15 protein-coding genes are annotated in these 17,531 nt (G+C 72.4%); 3 read left to right on the forward strand and 12 right to left on the reverse strand.

The window, feature by feature from the left end; all coding sequences use genetic code 11:
* Positions 1 to 18 precede the first annotated feature (18 nt).
* Together ACZ5VD_RS02650 and pepN are read right to left on the reverse strand one after the other, a co-directional pair.
* Positions 19 to 1,089, reverse strand: a complete 1,071-nt coding sequence (locus tag ACZ5VD_RS02650; RefSeq protein WP_468680338.1) for a hypothetical protein — start codon at positions 1,087 to 1,089, stop codon at positions 19 to 21.
* Positions 1,090 to 1,302: 213 nt separating this feature from the next.
* The gene (gene pepN / locus ACZ5VD_RS02655; protein ID WP_468680340.1) at positions 1,303 to 3,918 is read right to left on the reverse strand and encodes an aminopeptidase N; all 2,616 of its coding nucleotides are present in this window, start codon (positions 3,916 to 3,918) and stop codon (positions 1,303 to 1,305) included.
* A gap of 159 nt (positions 3,919 to 4,077) precedes the next feature.
* Here pepN and ACZ5VD_RS02660 point away from each other — a divergent pair, with 159 nt between their 5' ends.
* Positions 4,078 to 4,740: a mycothiol-dependent nitroreductase Rv2466c family protein gene (locus ACZ5VD_RS02660; RefSeq protein WP_468680343.1), complete on the forward strand. Its 663-nt coding sequence runs from the start codon at positions 4,078 to 4,080 to the stop codon at positions 4,738 to 4,740.
* Between the two features lie 17 nt (positions 4,741 to 4,757).
* On the opposite strand, the gene ACZ5VD_RS02665 is transcribed toward ACZ5VD_RS02660, so the two are convergent.
* The 10 genes from ACZ5VD_RS02665 to ACZ5VD_RS02710 form a co-directional block, all read right to left on the reverse strand.
* A complete protein-coding gene (locus ACZ5VD_RS02665) occupies positions 4,758 to 4,982 on the reverse strand; it encodes a hypothetical protein (RefSeq protein WP_468550405.1) in 225 nt (74 codons plus the stop codon).
* Entirely contained in the window at positions 4,979 to 6,058 is a 1,080-nt protein-coding gene (locus ACZ5VD_RS02670; protein ID WP_468550404.1) for a glycerophosphodiester phosphodiesterase family protein, read from the reverse strand. Before ACZ5VD_RS02670 ends, ACZ5VD_RS02665 begins: the two co-directional genes overlap by 4 nt.
* A 65-nt stretch (positions 6,059 to 6,123) precedes the next feature.
* Positions 6,124 to 7,551 carry an FGGY family carbohydrate kinase gene (locus tag ACZ5VD_RS02675; protein ID WP_468680345.1) on the reverse strand — a complete coding sequence of 476 codons (1,428 nt, stop codon included), beginning with the start codon at positions 7,549 to 7,551 and terminating at the stop codon, positions 6,124 to 6,126.
* Positions 7,552 to 7,579: 28 nt separating this feature from the next.
* Entirely contained in the window at positions 7,580 to 8,623 is a 1,044-nt protein-coding gene (locus ACZ5VD_RS02680; protein ID WP_468680347.1) for a 2-hydroxyacid dehydrogenase, read from the reverse strand.
* Positions 8,620 to 9,702 carry an ABC transporter ATP-binding protein gene (locus tag ACZ5VD_RS02685; RefSeq protein WP_468550401.1) on the reverse strand — a complete coding sequence of 361 codons (1,083 nt, stop codon included), beginning with the start codon at positions 9,700 to 9,702 and terminating at the stop codon, positions 8,620 to 8,622. Before ACZ5VD_RS02685 ends, ACZ5VD_RS02680 begins: the two co-directional genes overlap by 4 nt.
* On the reverse strand, positions 9,680 to 10,525 hold the full coding sequence (locus ACZ5VD_RS02690; RefSeq protein WP_468550400.1) for a DeoR/GlpR family DNA-binding transcription regulator: 846 nt from the start codon (positions 10,523 to 10,525) through the stop codon (positions 9,680 to 9,682). The genes ACZ5VD_RS02685 and ACZ5VD_RS02690 overlap by 23 nt, the downstream gene beginning before the upstream one ends.
* On the reverse strand, positions 10,522 to 11,616 hold the full coding sequence (locus ACZ5VD_RS02695; protein ID WP_468680349.1) for an ABC transporter ATP-binding protein: 1,095 nt from the start codon (positions 11,614 to 11,616) through the stop codon (positions 10,522 to 10,524). The genes ACZ5VD_RS02690 and ACZ5VD_RS02695 overlap by 4 nt, the downstream gene beginning before the upstream one ends.
* A gap of 22 nt (positions 11,617 to 11,638) precedes the next feature.
* Positions 11,639 to 12,469, reverse strand: a complete 831-nt coding sequence (locus ACZ5VD_RS02700) for a carbohydrate ABC transporter permease (protein ID WP_468680351.1) — start codon at positions 12,467 to 12,469, stop codon at positions 11,639 to 11,641.
* Entirely contained in the window at positions 12,466 to 13,350 is an 885-nt protein-coding gene (locus ACZ5VD_RS02705) for a carbohydrate ABC transporter permease (protein WP_468550397.1), read from the reverse strand. Before ACZ5VD_RS02705 ends, ACZ5VD_RS02700 begins: the two co-directional genes overlap by 4 nt.
* Positions 13,351 to 13,355: 5 nt before the next feature.
* On the reverse strand, positions 13,356 to 14,777 hold the full coding sequence (locus ACZ5VD_RS02710; protein WP_468550396.1) for an ABC transporter substrate-binding protein: 1,422 nt from the start codon (positions 14,775 to 14,777) through the stop codon (positions 13,356 to 13,358).
* Positions 14,778 to 15,036: 259 nt separating this feature from the next.
* On the opposite strand from ACZ5VD_RS02710, the gene ACZ5VD_RS02715 reads away from it, so the two are divergent.
* Together ACZ5VD_RS02715 and ACZ5VD_RS02720 are read left to right on the forward strand one after the other, a co-directional pair.
* On the forward strand, positions 15,037 to 16,860 hold the full coding sequence (locus tag ACZ5VD_RS02715) for an FGGY-family carbohydrate kinase (protein WP_468680353.1): 1,824 nt from the start codon (positions 15,037 to 15,039) through the stop codon (positions 16,858 to 16,860).
* Positions 16,860 to 17,528: a histidine phosphatase family protein gene (locus ACZ5VD_RS02720; RefSeq protein WP_468680355.1), complete on the forward strand. Its 669-nt coding sequence runs from the start codon at positions 16,860 to 16,862 to the stop codon at positions 17,526 to 17,528. The genes ACZ5VD_RS02715 and ACZ5VD_RS02720 overlap by 1 nt, the downstream gene beginning before the upstream one ends.
* The last annotated feature ends 3 nt before the right edge of the window (positions 17,529 to 17,531 follow it).

The following is a 17,531-nucleotide window of genomic DNA, read 5'->3' on the forward strand; positions in this document are numbered from 1 at the left end:
TCCCGCCCCGGTCCGTCGCTACCGGGGCAGCACCACGACATACGCGGCCGGGTCGCGGTCCCCGGACGCCATCAGCGCCGTACGGACCACCGCCGCCTGCTGCTCCATCGCCTCCCGCAGCTTCTTCGGCGTGATGTGGACGACGGTGATGCCGAGCCGCTCCAGGTGCTCGCGCTTGCGGGCGTATTCGGACCAGAGGGCGTCGTCGTCCTGTCGGTGCCCCTGCCGGGGTGCGCGGGTGTCCAGTTCGACCGCGACCGCCTGCTCGGGCCAGTACGCGTCCAGGCCGCCGAGGTGCGGGCCGCCCGGCAGGCGCAGATCCACGTTCCAGACCGGGTCGGGCAGGCCGTACTCCTGGACCATCCGGTACAGGCGGTTCTCCGCGATGGCCCGGCCCTCCGCCAGCAGCGAGTCCACCGCGTCCACCACGTGCGGCCGGCTCAGCAGCTTCGCGTTGTTCAACTCCCGTACCACCGCCGCCGGTTCGCAGTGGCCCCCGCGTACCGCCTCCGTCAGCAGCCGGCGTACGTCGCCCGCGTCCGTCAGTTCGGTCACCGCGTCGGCGAGGGCGCGCGGGACCGGGGCGACCGGGACCCCGGTGACCTGCCGCGGGGCCGGCAGGGCGGCCGTGCGGACGATGCGGGCGCAGCCCGTGGAGCGGAGCCGGCGCAGGCGCGGGACCAGGACGTCGATCTGGTCGAGGGCGGTCAGCGGGGGCGTGGCGGAGAAGCCGTGCAGGGTCAGCGCGGCCAGACCCGTGATCATCGCCTCCGCGTACGTCGGCCGGTGCGGCTCCTCCGGGCTCGGCTGGCACGGCACCCCGGTCGTCGCCCGCTCCTTCGCCGCGTACATCAGCACCGCGTGCAGCCGCTCCTCGCCGGTCGGCGGGCCGGGGTGGAGCAGGAACACGCCGGGGAGGAGCTGCTGCCAGGGCCCGCCGGGGCGGCACTGCTCGTTCGTCTCGGACGCCGGGACGCCGTGCGAGCGCAGTTGCGCGGCGGTCAGGACCCGGCGGTGCACCTCGGAGAGGTGGCGCAGCGGGCGGGGGGAGAGCGGCGGCACCGGGGGGAGCGGGGTGTTGTGGTTCATGGCGGGGGGATTCCCGCCCTCGACCGCCTCTCTAACCGCTGTTACACGCTCGTCGACAAATGCGGACAAGGCGGCACTAAAGGACGAGTGTTCGGATGCCGAGTAGGCATCGAAAACCCCTGGTCCATTCGGGGTGGACCAGGGGTTACGGCTCCGATTGCCTGAATTCCGTAACGGTGACGGGACGCTCAGGCTTTGGCCAAAGGTGGCAGGTCAGCCGATGGCACCCGCAGCACCCGCGGCACCGGTGGCCGCCCCGGCGTCCGCGTCACACGCCTGCCCCCGCAGCCCCCGCGCCAGATCGTCCCGTGCCTCCAGCACCAGCCTGCGCAGCGCCGGTGCCGCGTCCTCGTGGGCCGCGAGCCACGCGTCCGTCGCCTCCAGCGTCGCCGGGGAGTGCTGGAGGGACGGGAACAGACCCTCGACCACATGCATCGCGATCTGGATGGAACGCCCGGCCCACACCCCCTCGATCACACCGAAGTACTTCTCGGCGTACGGCGCGAGCAGCTCCCGCTGGGACGGCTGGGCGAAGCCCGCCAGGGTCGCCTCGACCAGGGCGTTGGACAGGACGTCGGACTCCACGAGCTGGGCCCAGGCCTGCGCCTTGACCTCGGCCGACGGACGGGCGGCGAGACAGCGGACCTGGTGCCGCTTGCCGGACGCCGTGTTGTCGCGGGCCAGTTCGGCGGCGAGCAGCGCCTCGTCCGCGACCCCGTGGGCCGTCAGCGGCTGGAGGAACACCCAGCGCAGCTCCTGGTCCACCGCCAGGCCCTCGATCTTCTCCGTGCCGTCCAGCAGGGCCCGCAGCAGCTCCAGGTCCCCCGCGCCGGACGCCGTCGCCGCGAAGAACCGCGCCCACGCCAGCTGGGGCTCGCCGCCCGGCTCGGCGGACCGCAACTCCCGCAGCGCGCCCTCCGCCAGCAGCCGGCCGCCCTCGGCGCGCCACTGGGGCGCCACATAGTGGACCAGCGACGAGGTGGCCCACGCGTGCAGCATCTGCAGGACGCCGATGTCGGACTCGCGGCCCGCGAACCGCAGCACCAGGCCCACGAAGTCCCGCGCCGGCAGCAGCGCGTCCCGCGTCATGTTCCACAGCGCCGACCAGCACAGGGCCCGGGCGAGCGGGTCCGTGAGGTCTCCGAGGCCGCTGCGCAGTGTCTCCAGCGAGGCCGCGTCGAAACGGATCTTGCAGTACGTCAGGTCGTCGTCGTTGACCAGGACCAGGTCGGGGGCCTCGGTGCCGGCCAGCTCCGCCACGACCGTGCGCGGTCCGTCCACGTCGACCTCGGCACGGGCGTACCGCTCCACCGCGCCGGACGCGGAACGCCGGTACAGGCCCAACGCCACCCGGTGGGGCCGCAGTTCGGGATGGGACTCGGCAGCCTCCTGCAGCACCGCCAGTTCGTCGACCGTGCCGTCCGGCGCCAGCAGCACCTGCGGGGTCAGCGCGTTGACGCCCGCCGTCTGCAGCCACGCCCGCGACCACGCGGCCATGTCCCGGCCACTGGTCTCCTCCAGGACCGACAGCAGATCGCCGAGGCGCGTGTTGCCGTACGCGTGCCGCTTGAAGTAGCGCCGCGCGCCCTCCAGGAACGCGTCCTGGCCGACGTAGGCCACCAGTTGCTTCAGTACGGAGGCGCCCTTGGCGTACGTGATGCCGTCGAAGTTGAGCTTGGCGTCCTGGAGGTCGCCGATGTCCGCCGTGATCGGGTGGGTGGAGGGGAGCTGGTCGGCGCGGTAGGCCCAGGCCTTGCGGCGGTTGGCGAAGGTGATCCAGGCGTCGGTGAAGCGGGTCGCGCCGACGTTCGCGAACGTGCCCATGAAGTCGGCGAAGGACTCCTTGAGCCACAGGTCGTCCCACCACACCATGGTGACCAGGTCGCCGAACCACATGTGGGCCATCTCGTGCAGGATCACGTTGGCCCGGCCCTCGTAGGACGCCTGGGTGACCTTGCCCCGGAAGATGAACTCCTCGCGGAAGGTCACCAGGCCCGGGTTCTCCATCGCGCCGAGGTTGTACTCGGGGACGAAGGCCTGGTCGTACTTCCCGAAGGGGTACGGGTAGTCGAAGTGGTCGTGGAAGAAGTCCAGGCCCTGCCGGGTGACGAGGAAGACGTCGTCCGAGTCGAAGTAGGGGGCCAGGCCCTTACGGCACATCGCGCCGAGCGGGATCTCCAGGCGGGTGCCGTCCTCGAACTCCCTTGTGTACGAGTCCGTCACATAGTGGTACGGGCCCGCGACCACACAGGTGATGTACGTCGAGATCGGCTTCGTCTCCGCGAACCGCCAGACACCGTCGGCGAGTTCACCGGCGCCGTTGCTCCACACCGTCCATCCCTCGGGCGCCCGCACCTCGAAGCGGAACGGGCCCTTGAGGTCCGGCTGCTCGAAGTTGGCGAAGACCCGGCGGGAGTCGGCCGGCTCGTACTGGGTGTAGAGGTAGACCTCGCCGTCCTCCGGGTCGACGAACCGGTGCAGGCCCTCGCCGGTCCGCGAGTACGCGCACCGCGCGTCGACGACCAGCTCGTTCTCGGCGGCCAGGTCGTCCAGGGCGATCCGGGAGCCGTCGAAGACCTCGCCGGGGTCGAGGTCCCTGCCATTGAGGGAGACCGCGGTCACACTCGGCGCGATCAGGTCCGCGAAGCTCGACGCGCCGGGCTCGGCGCAGCGGAACCGGATCGTGGTGACCGAACGGAAGGTCCGGGGTCCGTCACCGGTGTCGTTCCCGACGGCCGAACGGATGTCGAGGGAGACGTCGTAGCCGTCGACGGACAGCAGGGCGGCCCGCTCCCGGGCCTCGTCACGGGACAGATTCTCACCGGGCACGGATGGCACTCCCTCGGGCGGTGTTCAGTATGCGGACCGGCTGATCCTGTCATGTGCCACCTGGCTCCGGCAGCCGGGAACCGGCGGGCGGCCGGCGGTGGGAATGGGCGGGCGCCGGTCGCTGTTGCACGGCGAAAGACCCGCATTATGAGGAGACCCATGTCCGAGACCTCGACCGCTTCCGGCAAGACCCCCGTCGACTTCTGGTTCGACCCGCTGTGCCCGTGGGCCTGGATGACCTCCCGCTGGGTCCTGGAGGTCGAGAAGGTCCGCGACATCGAGGTGCGCTGGCACATCATGAGCCTCGCCGTCCTGAACGAGGACCGGATCGACGAGCTGCCCGAGGAGTACCGGGAGATGCTCGCCACCAAGGCGTGGAAGCCGGTGCGGGTGGCGACCGCGGCCTGGCAGAAGCACGGCGCGGACGTCCTCGGCCCGCTCTACACCGCGCTCGGCACCCGCTTCCACAACAACGCCGAGGGCCCGACCGTCGAGGCCATCGCCGGCGCCCTGGAGGACGCCGGTCTGCCCGCCGACCTGATCGAGTACGCCGACCAGACGGACTTCGAGTTCGAGGCCGAGCTGCGCGCCTCCCACAAGGAGGGCATCGACAAGGTCGGCCAGGAGGTCGGCACCCCGGTCATCGCCGTCCCCGGCGCCGACGGCGAGCAGATCGCCTTCTTCGGCCCGGTCGTCACCCCCGCCCCCAAGGGCGAGGAGGCCGCCCGCCTGTGGGACGGCACGCTCGCCGTGGCCTCGGTCCCCGGTTTCTACGAGATCAAGCGCACCCGCACCAAGGGCCCGGACTTCAGCAACCTGTAGCCCACCGGTCCGACCGGTCACTCGGGGGCGGCGGCCTCGTTCCGGAACTTCTCGGGGAGTTCGGCGCCGCCCCGCTGGTGCAGATACGGCTGGTACCACCGGCATCCCACGGCGGTGCAGCGCCAGAGGTCGTCCACGTAGTGGCGCTCCCCCTTCTCCTCCCGGACGACCGCCTTCTCGGCCTCGTTGAACTTCCGGAACTTCTCCCTGCTCTTGCAGGTCGGACACTCCCGCTCGATCATGGATCTCTCCTCGCGATCGCCGCCAGGTCCGGGAAGTCCGTCACCACCGCGTCGACCCCCAGCCCGTAGTACAGCGCGTACTCCGCGAACGCGTCCCCGAAATCGGTGCTTCCGGTACCCCGACGGAAGTCCGCGGGCAGGAACTGGTTCTCCGCCCGGAAGGTGTACGCCCCCACCCGCAGACCCGCCGCATGGGCGTCCGCGAGCAGCGAGGTCGGGGTACCGAGCCGCCCGTCCGCGCCGACCGGCACGATCGACGTCCGGTCCGGGCCGATCCACCGCGCGTACCCGGCGATCTCCGCCAGCCCCGCCGGCGTCATCATGTCCCGGTACGTCGTCGGGTCCCCGCCGGACACCAGGTCGTAGGGCCCGCCCGTCGTCCCCAGCGCCTGCCACAACGGCACCCCCCGTCCCGCCATGCGCTGCAGGCTGGTCGGCTCGAAGGACTGCACCACGCACTCGCGCGGCCCGAGCCCGTTGCGCCGGATCAGCCGGACCAGCTCCGGTTCCAGCTCCAGGCCGATCGAGCGGAAGTAGGTGGGGTGCTTGGTCTCGGGGAAGACGGCGATCGTCCGGCCGTACCGCTTCGAGAGCTGCCGTGCCAGGTCCACCACCTCCTGGAAGGTCAGCACCCGCTCGCGGCCGTCGAAGACGGTGTTGGCGTTGCGGACCAGGGGGAGGCGTTCCACCGCCCGCAGCGTCCTCAGCTCCGCGAGGGTGAAGTCCTCGGTGAACCAGCCGGTCACCGGCCGTCCGTCCACCGTCTTCGTCGTCCGGCGGTCCGCGAACCCCGGATGCCGGGCCACGTCCGTGGTCTGCGAGATCTCGTTCTCGTGCCGGACCACCAGGACGTGGTCCTTGGTCGGGACGAGGTCCGGTTCGATCCAGTCGGCGCCCGTCTGGACGCCGTAGGTGTAGGCGGCGGCCGTGTGCTCGGGGCGCCGGCCGGCCGCGCCGCGGTGACCGATGACCAGTGGTCGCCGGCCGTCGAGGGCGGCGGCGGGCGCGGGTACGGCGGCGGCCGCCGGGGTGGCGGCGGCCGCGAGCAGCAGGGACCGGCGTCTGATGCGGGACATACGACTCCCCTTCCTCGACTTCTCGGCTTCCTCGTCGGGCGGTTCACGTACGTGGCACCCGCGCGTCAGGTGCGTGCCCGGCCGCGGGCGTCCGCCAGCCGGGACAGATGCTCCTCGAACCCCTTCGCGTAGGACGCCGCCCGGCCCGCGTCCGGCTCGACGATCGCCGTCGGCCGCGTCCAGGCCGGCGCGTCCAGCGTCACGCCGTACCGCTCGGCCGCCGCCAGGACCGCGCCCCGTGCGCCCACCTCGCCCTCGACGACCCGCAGCGGCCGGCCGAGGACGTCCGCGAGGAGCCGCATCCAGGCGGGGCTGCGGGTACCGCCGCCGCAGACGGCCAGGGACCCCGTCAGCCCGGCCGCCTCCAGACAGTGGCGGGCCGCGTAGCCGATGCCCTCGCAGGTCGCGCGGACCAGGTCGGCCTTCGTCGACTCCAGGGACACACCGGTGAGTTCGGCCCGCAGCCGCGGCTCGACGAAGGGGGCGCGCTCGCCCGAGGGCGCGAAGTACGGCAGGACCCGCACCCCGTGCGCGCCGGGCGGGGTCGACGCCAGCAGGTCGTCCACCTCGTCGTGGCGGACGCCCGTCGTCGACAGGACCCAGTCCAGCGCGGCCGTGCCGACCATCGCGGGCATGGCCCGCAGCCGGTGGCCGGGGCGGTCCGTGGAGATGTACAGGCCGGCCGGCTCGCCGGTGAGGTCGAGGTCGGTCGTCGCGACCAGGGCGGCCAGACAGGTGCCGACGATCAGCAGACCGTCGCCGGGGGCGGTCACCCCGGCGCCGAGCGCGCAGGCCGGCAGGTCGTAGGGCCCGTTCGCGATCCGGGTGCCGGCCGGCAGGCCCGCGCCGGTCGTCTCCGCCGTGGCGACCGGATCGCTGACCGGCGCGAGCAGCCCGCGGCGATGGGCCAGGCCCAGCAGCTCCACGACCCGGTTGTCGTACGCCCGAGTGCGCGGGTCGAGGAACGGCATCGACGCGTCCGACACGTCCGTCACCGCCCGGGAGGCCCCCGTCAGCCGCTGGAACACCATGTCCTTGCACGCCACGGCGGCCCGCGCCGCCCGCAGCGACTGCGGCTCGTGCCGGTCCAGCCAGGCCAGCAGCGGGCCCGGACTGCCGGGGAACATGGCGCTGCCGGTCCGCCGGAACACCGTCTCGAAGGTGCCGTCGGCCAGCCACTGGTCGAGCAGTTCGTGGGCCCGCCCGTCCATCCAGGAGGCCGCCGCCCGCACCGGCCGGCCCGCCGAGTCGACCAGCCACACCCCGTCGCCCTGCCCGGTCAGACCGGCCAGTTCCACCGGCTCCGCCACCTGCCGGGTGAGCCCCTCCAGTACGGCGACGACCGCCCCGTACACCTCCTCCATGTCCTGCTCGACGAACCCCTCGTGCAGGGCGAGCCCCACCGGGCGGGCCTCTACGGCCAGTTCGCGACCGGTGCCGTCGAACGCGGCGGCCTTCACCATCGAGGTGCCCACATCGATCCCGACGTACATGTCCGCTCCTCGTCAGTCGTCCCCGGTGTCAGGTCAGTCCGTGCGCCGGGGGCTCCCCCCGTACCCAGCGGCCCACCTCCTCGGCTGCGATCGTCGCCGCCTTCTCGGCCACGGCACGGCTCGCCCCGCCGAGGTGGGGGGTGAGTACCACCCGCTCGGCGAGGACCGGGTCCAGGAGAGGGGAGTCCGGGGGGAGGGGCTCGCGTTCGTAGGTGTCGAGGGCCACCGCCGAGACCCGTCCGCTGTCCAGTGCCTCGCACAGCGCGCCCTCGTCCAGCAGGGGGCCGCGCGCCACGTTCACCACGACCGCGCCGGGCGGGAGCAGGGCGAGTTCGCGGGCGCCGATCAGGCCGCGGGTCTCGGCGGTGAGGCGGGCGTGCAGGGTGATGACCCGGGAACGGACGAGGAGTTCGTCGAGCGCGGACACGCGCAGGCCGTGGATCTCGCCGCGGGCGTACGGGTCGTACACCATCACCTGCGCGCCGAAGGCACACAGCACCCGGGCGACCCGGCTGCCGACGGCCCCGTAACCGATCAGCCCGACGGGCAGGTCCTCCAGCTCCAGACCGCTGCGCTCGTACGTGTAGTAGGCGGCCCCCTCCCAACCGCCCTGCCGGGCCAGGAGGTCGTGGGCCCGGGGGATGCGGCGCAGGGCGGCCAGCATCAGGCCCACGGTGAACTCGGCGGTGGCGGCGGCGTTCCGGCCCGGGGTGTAACAGACGCGTACGTCACGGGACTTGGCGGCGTCGAGGTTGACGTTCACCGGGCCGCCCCGGCACACCACGACCAGGCGCAGGTCCGATGCCGCCGCCAGGACGCGTTCGGTGACCGGGCCCATCTGGGTGACCAGTACCTGGGCGCCGGACCCGGTCAGGGCCGCGATCAGCTCGTCCTCGGCATCACTGGCCTCGGTCACCTCCGCCACCGGACCGAACGGCTCCAGCGGCCAGCCGAGGGTCAACTCGGTGGTGTAGAAGGGGTGTTCGCCCAGTTCGGCGGCGAGGGCCCGGGCGATCAGGCCGGGCAGGACGAAGTGGTCGCCGGCGGCCACCACACGCAGGGTCTCGGTCATCGCAGAGAGTCTCCCGTCTCGGCGTCGAAGACATGGGTGAGCCGGTCGTCGGCCCTGACGTGGACCCGCTCGTCGTGCGCGAGCCGCACCTCCGGGTCGGTGAGCACGACCAGAGGGCGCTCGACTCCTTCGAGGGCGAGGGTCGCGATGCCCGACTCCAGGAGGGGTTCGTGGGCGACGACCCGGGCGGGCAGCCCCTGCGGGGCGAGGCTCAGGTCCTCCGGACGGATCCCGACGACCACCTCGCGGCCCGCCGGGACGGGCACCGGCAGCGGCAGCGCGAGCCGTGCCGGACCGGAGAGCCGGGCGTCGCCGTCGGACGTCGTGACGGCCGGGAGCAGGTTGATCGGGGGTTCGCCGACGAAGTCCGCGACGAAGACGTTGGCCGGGCTGTCGTAGATCTCGTACGGCGTGCCGAGCTGCTGGATCACGCCGTCCCTCATCACGGCGATCCGGTCGGCGAGGGAGAGGGCCTCCTCCTGGTCGTGCGTGACCAGGATCGTCGTATGGCCCAAATCCCTCTGGATGCGCTTGAGTTCGCGGCGGGTGGTGTCGCGCTGGGCGGCGTCCAGATGGGACAGCGGCTCGTCGAGGAGCAGCACGTCCGGTTCGCGGATCAGGGCCCGGGCCAGGGACACCCGCTGCTTCTGCCCGCTGGACAGGCCGGCCGGGCGGGCGTCCAGAAGACCGGTGAGGCCGACCCGTACGGCGATCTCCCGCACCTTGGCGTCGACGTCGCCGCGCGCCCCGCGCCGCCGTGCCCGCAGCCCGAAGGCCAGGTTCTCCGCCACCGTCAGCGGCGGATACAGGGCGTAGTTCTCGAACGCCACCCCGATGTTCCGGCGCCGCGCCGGACGCCCGACCAGCGACGCGCCGTCCACCAGGATGTCCCCGCCGGTCACCGTCTCCAGGCCGGCGATCATCCGCAGCGTGGTGGACTTGCCGCAGCCCGACGGACCCAGCAGCCCCAGCAGTTCGCCCGAGCGCAGCGCGAGGTCGAGGCCGCGCACCGCGTCCACCGCGGGGCGCCCGCGCGACCGGTAGGTCTTGCGCAGCTCACGTAACTCCAGTTCGGTCATCGCCGCCGCCCTTCGTCGCGCAGACCTCGTAGCGGACCTTGTGCTCGTCCAGGTCGCGCAGGGCGTCCGGGGACGCCCCGTCGTCGACGAGGAGCAGATCGAAGCGGGACAGCGGGACGACCCGGTGCAGGGCGACCCGGCCGAGCTTCGTGTGGTCGATCAACAGGACGTTGCGGGCGGCCGAGTCGAGCATCGCCCGCTTCACGGACACGATGTGCTGCTCCTGGTGGTAGGCGTAACCCCCGTGCACCGCCGACGTGGACGCGAAGCACAGATCCACCCGCAGCGACTGCACCGCCTCCACGCAGGACACCCCGAGGAACGAGGAGTGCAGCGGGTCGTAGTCCCCGCCGAGCGCCATCAGATGGATGCCCCGCTGGTCGGAGAGCAGGTTGATCGCCTCCAGGAAGTTCGTCACGACCGTGAGGGGGGTGATCTCGCCGAGCCGCAGCCTGCGCGCCATCTCCAGGGTGGAGGTGGAGTCGTCGAGGAGGATCGCCATGCCGGGCTCTATCAGCCTCAGCGCGTGTTCGGCCACGGCGGCCTTCTGCGGGCGCATGGTCTTCAGCCGGTACTGCACGTTCGACTCGAACACCCCGGACGGCTGCGCGGTTACCCCGCCTCTGAACTTCCGTACGACACCCTGTCGTTCGAGCTCGTCGAGGTCGCGGTGGATGGTCATCAGACTCACCCCGAAGCGCTCGGCGAGGTCGGCCGCGGTCGCCGTACCCTCGGCCAGCACCCGCTCGGCCATGGCGGCCTGCCGGGCGGCCGGTCCCTGCTGGGCGCTGCCGCCCGTGCCGCTGTGGTGGTTGCCGCTCATGGTGTGCTCTTCCCGATCCGTCGTCCTGGGCGCTCCGGCCGGTCGGCCTCGAACAGCAGCAGGTTCTCAGGCCGCACCCTCAGCCGTACCGGATCGTCGGCGGCGAGTCGGGCCGCGTCCGCGCGGGGGACCACCAGCGACACCTGCTGTCCGCCGAGCCGCACGGTGACCTCGACGGACCGGCCGAGGACCTCGGTGACGTAGACGGTGCCGGTGAGCTCATGACCGGGGCCGCCCAGCGCGAGGTCACGGGGGCGGACGCCCACCAGGACGTCGGTGCCCTCCCGCGCCGGGGCGGGGAGCGGCAGTTCGACCCCTCCGTCCGCCGACCGGAAGGTCCCCCCGTCGGTGACGACCCCCGGCAGCAGGTTGATCCGCGGCCGTCCGAAGGCCCGCGCGACCTCGGTGTCGCGGGGCCGGTACCAGATCTCCTCCCGTGTCCCCGTCTGCACGATCCGCCCCTCCCGGATCACCCCGATGCGGTCGCCCAGCGCCAGGGCCTCCACCGAGTCGTGGGTGACGTAGAGGGTGGTCGTGCGCCGTACCGCACCGAGCGCCTTCAGTTCGGCCCGCATCTGCTGGCGCAGCTTGGCGTCCAGGTGGGACAGCGGCTCGTCGAGGAGGAAGGCGCGGGCCGGGCGGACCAGGACCCGGCCGAGGGCGACGCGCTGCCGCTGGCCGTTGGACAACTGTCCCACCGGACGGTCCAACAGGGCCGCGATGCCGAGGAGTTCGGCGACCTCGGTGATCCGTGCGCGGGCCTTCGCGGCGGGCAGCCGGTGCCGGGGCGAGCGCAGGGGGGAGGCGAGGTTGTCGTAGGCCGAGCGGTGCGGGTAGAGGGCGTAGCTCTCGAAGCACATGGCGACGCCCCGGTCGTAGGGCTCGACGGCGCCGACGTCCCGGCCGTCGATCTCGACCGTGCCGGCGTCGGGCGGCTCCAGTCCGGCGACGGTCTTGAGCGTGGTCGTCTTGCCCGCGCCGGACGGGCCGAGCAGACAGAAGAACTCGCCCTCGCGGACGTCCAGTTCGAGCCCGTCGAGGGCCACGGTCCGGCCGTACGCCTTCCGGACGCCCCGCAGCGCGATGCTCATGACGTCACCGCCGGCGTGAGCCTCATGACTTCACTGCCCCGAACGACAGGCCCCGCACCAGATAGCGCTGGATCGTCAGCGCCAGCAGCAGCGGCGGGACGACGGACACCAGCGCGGCGGCGGCCGTCAGGTTGTACTTGGGCCGGTCGCCGCCGAGGAAGGACAGCGCGCCCACGGTCACCGTCTGCGCCTCGCTGGAGGTGAGGATCAGGGGGAAGACGAAGTTGTTCCAGGCGAAGATGAAGGCGAGCAGCGACACGGCCGCGATACCCGGTCTGACCAGGGGGAGCGCCACCTTGAAGAACGCCTGCTTGCGGGTGTAGCCGTCCAGCAGCGCGGCCTGCTCCAGCTCCGGGGTCAGATCGGCGAAGTACGACCGCATGATCCACACGATCAGTGGCAGCGTGACGAGCTGGAGCACCCAGATCATGCCGACGTACGTGTCGAACAGGCCGAGCTTCTGGTAGAGCACGAACAGCGGGATGATCACGGTGAGTTCGGGCGCGAAGCGGAACGACAGCAGCGTGAACATCAGGTTCTCGGAGCCCTTGAACCGCCAGCGCGCCGACGCGTACGCCGCCGGCAGCCCGACGACGAGCGACAGCGCCACCGCGCCCACCGACACCACCAGACTGTTGACGAAGAACCGGACGAACGGGATGCCCTCGCTGTCCCCGAGGACCGTCCGATAGCCGTCGAGGGTCGGGGAGAACGAGAAGTGCGTACTGAAGAGCTGGTCGACGGGCTTCAGCGACAGGATCACCATCCAGGCGATCGGGAACAGCGCGAACACGAAGTAGACGACGAGGGCGGCATCGGCCAGCCAGCCCAACAGCCGGTCGGAACCCTTCACTTGACCACCTCCGCGGCCCGCCGCTGGATTCTGCCCAGATACCGCACCAGCACCATCGCGGCGAGGTACACCACCGCCCACAGCACGATCGTGTAGCTGATCCCGAACGAGTACCGCTGGAAGCGGATCGCCTCCAGATAGGCGCGGATCTGGAGCACCACCGTGGAGTCGCCCGGGCCGCCCTCGGTGAGGGCGTAGATGATGTCGAACACCTTCAGCGAGTCCATGAACCGGAAGATCACCGCGACCAGGACGTACGGCCACAGCATCGGCAGGGTCAGCCGCCGGAAGGTGTACCAGCGGCTCGCCCCGTCGACGGCCGCCGCCTCGAAGGGGGAGGTGGGCAGCGACCGCAGCCCGGCGAGCGCGAGGATCGCCACGAACGGCGTGTACACCCACACGTCGACGGCGATCGAGGAGAGCAGCGCCCCGGTCGGGGTGTCCGTCCACTGCACACCGCCGAGCCCGAACGGTTCGAGCAGGTGGTTGACGACACCGACCGACGGTTGCAGCATCAGCTTCCACATGATCGCCGCGATCACGGGAGCGATCATCAGCGGCAGGATCAGCACCTTCTCCAGGACCCGGCCGACGAGGCTCGACCGGTGCAGCAGCAGGGCCACGGCGACCCCGAGGACCGTCTCGACGGCCGCCGCGCCGACCGCGTACAGCACCGTCACCCACGCCGAGTTCCAGAACGCCTCCTGCGTGAAGACGGCCCGGTAGTTCTCGAACCCCACCATGTCGGGCCGCGGCTTGCTCGCCGAGAAGTCGAACAGCGTGTAGTACAGGCCCAGCCCGAAGGGGTAGAGGATCCCGCAGGTCAGGACCAGCGCCGGGACGATCAGCAGGTAGGGACGCAGGGCGGTCCGCCATCCCATCGCGTTCAGTCCACCTTGTCGGCGAGATCGCCCGCCAGGTCGTCGAGGACCGACTTCGCGCCCTGCCCGCCGTAGATCTCCTGGAGGGCCGCGGCCCAGCTCGTGGTCGCGTCGAAGAACTGTGCCTGCGGGGTGAACTGGATCTTCGTCTGGTCGACGACCGTCTCGAACGTCTCGATGAAGCCCGGCAGATGCCGCATCTTGTCCTTGTAGGCGGCGTCCTGGCTGACCGACTTCCTTACCGGGTCTATGTGGTTGTGGGTGATCGCCCCCCGGCGCAGGTGCTCCTTGCCGGTCGCCCACTGCAGGAACAGCCAACTCGCGCTCTTCTTACGGCTCTTGGCGTTCATGCCGAGCGACCAGATCCACATGTTGGTGGCGAGGGAGCCGTCCGGGCCCTTCGGCCCGGGATGGAAGGCGATCTTCCCGGAGGCGGGACTGGCCCCCTCCACGGCCTGGAAGTAGGCGGCCGTGTCCGCGTCGAACAGCATGCCCGCCTTCTTCGCGCCCAGGTCACTGGAGCACTGGTACCAGCTGTACGACGTCCACGAGGGCGGCCCGCCCCGCCTGACCATGTCCGCCCAGTCCCCGGTGAACGCGACGGCCTCCGGGGTGTTCATGGCGGGTGTGAGTTTCCCGCCGTCGACCGTGAAGTCCCTCAGGCCGTTGCGGGCGTACATCGTCATGAAGCCCGGATGGATGGTCGCCCAGCTCCGCGAGCCGCGTACGGCGATGCCGTACATGCCGTCGTAGCCGGCGCCCGGTGCCTTCTCCTTGATGGCGTCGGCGAGTTCGCGCAGCTCGTCGAAGGTCTCGGCGGGCTTGAGGCCCAGCTTCCCGAAGACCTCGGTGTTGTAGGCGACGACGTTCGTCTCCCAGCCCCACGGCAGCGCGTACTGCCCGCCCTGCCCGAGCGGGGCGCCCGCCTTCAGGGACCACTGGTCGGCCTGTAACAGGTTGGGGAAGAAGTCGGCCTGGTCCCAGTCGCCGCCGGTGGCCGAGGAGTTGCTCATCCAGGGGCCGAGGTCCTCCAGCCAGCCCGGCGGCCCGTACTGCCAGACCATGTACGCGCCGAGCATGAAGACGTCGTAGGAGGCACGCCCGCTGGACAGGTCCACGGTGAGCTTGTCGAAGTAGTTGTCCTCGGGGAAGACGTCGTACTCCACCTTGATGCCGGTCTTCTCGGTGAACGCCTTCAGATCGGCGACCAGCGCGTCCGTGTACGGGTGCTTGTTGAGCAGCGCCTTGACGGTCGTGCCCCGCTCCCGCCTCCAGTCGAACGAGCCGGTGACGTCGTCCGCGGCCGAGCCGTCCCCCTGCTGGTCGTCCCCGCCGAACCCGGCGCCGCAGGCGCTCAGCAGCGGGGTCGCGGCGGCAGCGGCGGCCAGGGCGAGGAAGCGTCGGCGGTCGTGCGCGTGCGTGTCCATCCGTGACCTCCAGGTGGGGCTGGGTCCGGTGCTCTGTCGCTGCGTCCGCCCGGGGACGACCCCGGGCGGCTCGGCAGGAGAGCGGGCAGGCCGGGAGGACCGGCACGGACAGTGCGCGGCGATCCCGGTTGACACGGTGAGTCGACTCGTTAACAGAGGGTGGAACGGCGGAAGTAGGGCGTCAATCCCTCGCGCACACGAAAATCTCGGGGCAGAGTGAGAACTTCACGTCTTTGGCAGAGAAGTCGGGGAGGTCCGGATGGTGGCGGAGAGCGAGGCGTGGCTGGGCATCGACCTGGGCACGCAGAGCGTCCGGGCCATGGTCGTCACCGCCGACGGCACGGCCCTCGGCACCGGCACCGCCCCACTGCGCGGACACCGGGAGGGCGGCCGGCACGAGCAGGTGCCGCAGGAGTGGTGGGAGGCGGTCCGGGTGGCGTGCGGGGCGGCGCTGCACGGGCTCACCGGCGGGCGGACCGACGGGAGCCGCGGGGTCCGGATCGGCGGACTCGCCGTGTGCGGGACGTCCGGCACGGTCCTGCTGACCGACGGCCCCGGACGGCCGCTCACCCCCGCCCTGATGTACGACGACACCCGCGCCGCCGCGGACGCGGCCCGGCTGCGGTCGGCGGGACTCGCGGTCCAGGACACCTGGGCGCTGCCGAAGGCGCTGTGGCTGATGCGGGAGTACGGGGGAGAGCCGGGCGCGGGCCGGGCGGGCGGCGGCGGGACCGGTGGGGGCGGGACGGGCGGTGTCCGGACCGGTGAGGGTGGCACGGATGGTGGCGGGACCGGTGGCGTCCGGACGGGTGGGGGCGAGGCGGACGGCGACCGGACGGGTGGTGGTGGGACCGGCGGTGACGGGGCGGGCGGCGTCCGGACCAGTGACGCCCGGACCAGTGGCGGCCGGACGGGTGGTGGGCCCGGTGAGGGCGGGACGGGTGGCGGTGAGACGGGTGGTGTCCGGACCGGCGTCGGTGGGCCGGGTGGTGGTCGAGCCGGTGGTGGCCGGACCGGTGGTGGGCGGGGTCGTGGGGCGCGGTTTCGCCTGGCCCACCAGCCCGATCTGATCCTCACCCGCCTTCTCGGCGAGGTGCCCCCGGCCGACTCCAGCCATGCCCTCAAGACCGGCTACGACCTGGAGCGCGGCGCCTGGCCGGAGGACGTGGGCCTGCCCGAGGGCGCGCTGCCCGACGTCGTCCCCCCGGGCACCCGCCTCGGCGAGGTCTGCCCCGCCGCCGCGGAGGCGACCGGCATTCCCGTCGGCACCCCCGTGTTCGCCGGGATGACGGACGGCTGCGCCGCGCAGATCGCCTCCGGGGCACTGCGGCCGGGCTCCTGGAACTCGGTGCTCGGCACCACACTCGTCCTCAAGGGCGCCGCCGCCACCCCCCTCCGCGACGCCACCGGCGTCGTCTACAACCACCGTGCGCCGGACGGGACCTGGCTGCCAGGCGGCGCGTCCGGCGTCGGCGCGGGCGCGCTCACCGCGGCCTTCCCCGGGGCCGACCCGGCGCGGCTGGACGAAGCGGCGGCCGCGTTCGAACCGTCCGGCGTGCTCGCCTACCCGCTGGTCTCGCCGGGGGAGCGCTTCCCCTTCCTGACCCCCGACGCCACCGCCCTGCGCCTCGGCGCGCCCGCCGGCGACGCCGACCTGTGGGCCGGGCTGCTCCAGGGCGTCGGCTTCGCGGAACGCCTGTGCCTGGACTACCTGCACCACCTGGGCGCCCCGCTCGACGGCCCCCTCACCTTCACCGGCGGCGCCGCCCGCAGCGCGTACTGGAACCAGCTGCGCGCCGACATCCTCGGCCGCCCGGCACGCGTGCCGCGCCAGACCGAACCGGCCCTGGGAATGGCCGCGTTGGCGGCGTACGGGGCCGGGGCCGGAGCCGGACCGGGACTCGCGGAGGTCGCCGAGCGCATGGTCCGCATCCGCACGGTCGTCGAGCCGCGCCCCGGCCGCACCGCCCGGTTCGCGGAGCCGTACGCCCGTCTCGTCGACGAACTGGCGGCCCGGGGCTGGCTCCCCGCCCCCGTCGCGGCGCACGCACACACCCGACTGGAACGGGACACCTCACGCTGATGAACCACACACCCGCACCCACACCCGAGCCCGCGATCCCGCCGACGCCGACGACCCTGCTCCTCGCCCGGCACGGGCAGACCGTCTGGCACGCCGAGAACCGGTACGCCGGCGTCAGCGACGTGGCCCTCACCGACACCGGCCGCGCCCAGGCCGAGGCGCTGGGCCGGTGGGCCGCCGCGCACCCCGTCGACGCGATCTGGACCTCGCCGGTGTCCCGGGCCGTGATCACGGCGGTGCCCGCCTGCCGGGCCCTCGGCCTCACCCCGCACCGCGAACCGGACCTGCGCGAATGCGACTTCGGCGTGGTGGAGGGCCGTACCCTCGCACAGTTCGCGGCCGAGGACCCGCAGGCGGCGGAGGCCTTCCGCGCGGACCCGGTCGCCCATCCCTTCCCGGGCGCCGAGGACCCGCTCGACGCCGCCGCCCGCGGGGTCGGCGCGCTGCGCCGCATCGCGGCGGCCCATCCCGGCGAACGGGTCCTCGTGGTCGCCCACAACTCCCTGTTCCGGCTGGTGCTGTGCACACTGCTGTCGATCCCGGCCGGGGAGTACCGCAGGGTGTTCCCGCGGTTGCGGAACGCGGCGATCAGTGAACTCCGCGTCACCGCCGACGGATCCGCCGCACTTCTCTCACTCAATGTGCCGTGCGAGCCGGGTACGGCGTAGCAC

It is taken from the genome of Streptomyces sp. NPDC032822, from assembly GCF_055578825.1.